Source organism: Pseudoalteromonas sp. S1610 (genome assembly GCF_005887465.1).
Classification (GTDB): Bacteria; Pseudomonadota; Gammaproteobacteria; order Enterobacterales; family Alteromonadaceae; genus Pseudoalteromonas; species Pseudoalteromonas undina.
On the sequence record NZ_PNDI01000078.1, the window covers coordinates 1 to 3,109 of the forward strand.

1 rRNA gene is annotated in these 3,109 nt (G+C 49.1%); it reads left to right on the forward strand.

The window, feature by feature from the left end:
- The first annotated feature begins 110 nt into the window (after positions 1–110).
- A 23S ribosomal RNA gene (locus CWB77_RS17445) occupies positions 111–2,995 on the forward strand.
- Positions 2,996–3,109 lie beyond the last annotated feature (114 nt).

Sequence of the window (3,109 nt, forward strand, 5' to 3'; positions counted from 1 at the left end):
ATCATTCAGTGCCATTTAATCCTCGGATTAATTGGTATCTACTTTAGTATTCAATATTAACTTCTGGCGAAGTTAAACTGTCACGAAACAAAGACCCGTTTGGGTTGTATGGTTAAGTGACTAAGCGTACACGGTGGATGCCTTGGCAGTTGGAGGCGATGAAGGACGTATTAACTTGCGATAAGCCTAGTCAAGCTAGTAAAAAGCACTTGAGACTAGGATTTCCGAATGGGGAAACCCACCTGCTTGCAGGTATCGTTAACTGAATACATAGGTTAACGAGGCGAACGCGGAGAACTGAAACATCTAAGTACCCGTAGGAAAAGAAATCAACCGAGATTCCGATAGTAGCGGCGAGCGAAATCGGAACAGCCCTTAAGCTTATTATGTGTTAATGGAAGGCTCTGGAAAGTGCCACGATACAGGGTGATAGTCCCGTACATGAAAATGCATTTTAAGTGAAATCGAGTAGGTCGGAGCACGTGAAACTTTGACTGAATATAGGTGGACCATCATCTAAGGCTAAATACTCCCAACTGACCGATAGTGAACCAGTACCGTGAGGGAAAGGCGAAAAGAACCCCTGTGAGGGGAGTGAAATAGAACCTGAAACCGTGTACGTACAAGCAGTAGGAGCCCCTCGAGGGTGACTGCGTACCTTTTGTATAATGGGTCAGCGACTTATATTTTGTAGCGAGGTTAACCGATTAGGGTAGCCGTAGGGAAACCGAGTCTTAACTGGGCGAATAGTTGCAAGGTATAGACCCGAAACCCGGTGATCTAGCCATGGGCAGGTTGAAGATTGAGTAACATCAATTGGAGGACCGAACCCACTAACGTTGAAAAGTTAGGGGATGACCTGTGGTTAGGAGTGAAAGGCTAATCAAACCGGGAGATAGCTGGTTCTCCCCGAAATCTATTTAGGTAGAGCCTCGGACGAATACTTACGGGGGTAGAGCACTGTTAAGGCTAGGGGGTCATCCCGACTTACCAACCCTTTGCAAACTCCGAATACCGTAAAGTAATATCCGGGAGACACACGGCGGGTGCTAACGTCCGTCGTGAAGAGGGAAACAACCCAGACCGCCAGCTAAGGTCCCAAAGTCATAGTTAAGTGGGAAACGATGTGGAAAGGCCCAGACAGCCAGGAGGTTGGCTTAGAAGCAGCCATCCTTTAAAGAAAGCGTAATAGCTCACTGGTCGAGTCGGTCTGCGCGGAAGATGTAACGGGGCTAAACTATGCACCGAAGCTGCGGATTCAGAATTTATTCTGAGTGGTAGGGGAGCGTTCTGTAAGCGGTTGAAGGTGTACCGGGAGGTATGCTGGACGTATCAGAAGTGCGAATGCTGACATGAGTAACGATAATGCGGGTGAAAAACCCGCACGCCGGAAGACCAAGGGTTCCTATCCCATGTTAATCAGGGTAGGGTAAGTCGACCCCTAAGGCGAGGCCGAAAGGCGTAGTCGATGGGAAACGGATTAATATTTCCGTACTTGGTATAATTGCGATGGGGGGACGGAGCAGGCTAAGCAAGCATGGCGATGGTAGTCCATGTGAAAGTGTGTAGGCTAGCGACTTAGGTAAATCCGGGTTGCTGTTAGGCTGAGACACGAGACGAGTCACCAAGGTGATGAAGTTGCTGATGCCATACTTCCAGGAAAAGCCTCTAAGCTTCAGATTATACCGAATCGTACCCCAAACCGACACAGGTGGTCAGGTAGAGAATACTAAGGCGCTTGAGAGAACTCGGGTGAAGGAACTAGGCAAAATCGTACCGTAACTTCGGGAGAAGGTACGCTCCGATTGGTGATGAGACTTGCTCTCTAAGCTGATTGGAGCCGCAGTGACCAGGTGGCTGGGACTGTTTATTAAAAACACAGCACTGTGCAAAATCGCAAGATGACGTATACGGTGTGACACCTGCCCGGTGCCGGAAGGTTAATTGATGGGGTTATCTTCGGAGAAGCTCTTGATCGAAGCCCCGGTAAACGGCGGCCGTAACTATAACGGTCCTAAGGTAGCGAAATTCCTTGTCGGGTAAGTTCCGACCTGCACGAATGGTGTAACCATGGCCACGCTGTCTCCACCCGAGACTCAGTGAAATTGAAATCGCAGTGAAGATGCTGTGTACCCGCGGCTAGACGGAAAGACCCCGTGAACCTTTACTACAGCTTGGCACTGAACATTGAACCTACATGTGTAGGATAGGTGGGAGACTTAGAAGCAGAGACGCTAGTTTTTGTGGAGTCGTCCTTGAAATACCACCCTTGTAGTTTTGATGTTCTAACGTTGGCCCCTGAATCGGGGTTACGGACAGTGCCTGGTGGGTAGTTTGACTGGGGCGGTCTCCTCCCAAAGAGTAACGGAGGAGCACGAAGGTTGGCTAAGTACGGTCGGACATCGTACGGTTAGTGTAATGGTAGAAGCCAGCTTAACTGCGAGACAGACACGTCGAGCAGGTACGAAAGTAGGTCATAGTGATCCGGTGGTTCTGAATGGAAGGGCCATCGCTCAACGGATAAAAGGTACTCCGGGGATAACAGGCTGATACCGCCCAAGAGTTCATATCGACGGCGGTGTTTGGCACCTCGATGTCGGCTCATCACATCCTGGGGCTGAAGTCGGTCCCAAGGGTATGGCTGTTCGCCATTTAAAGTGGTACGCGAGCTGGGTTTAGAACGTCGTGAGACAGTTCGGTCCCTATCTGCCGTGGGCGTTTGAGAATTGAGAGGGGTTGCTCCTAGTACGAGAGGACCGGAGTGAACGAACCGCTGGTGTTCGGGTTGTCATGCCAATGGCATTGCCCGGTAGCTACGTTCGGAACTGATAAGCGCTGAAAGCATCTAAGCGCGAAGCAGGCCTCGAGATGAGTTCTCACTAGACTTTTAAAGTCTCTGAAGGGCCGTTGAAGACTACAACGTTGATAGGCAAGATGTGGAAGTGGTGTGAGCCATTAAGCTAACTTGTACTAATTACCCGTGAGGCTTAACCATACAACGCCAAACGCGTTTTATGTGATAGTGAAACAAGCGAAGAAGTTAATATAACTAAAGTAGATACTAGAAGACTTTATTATCAGAATTCCAAATTTTAGTTAGTACGTAGCG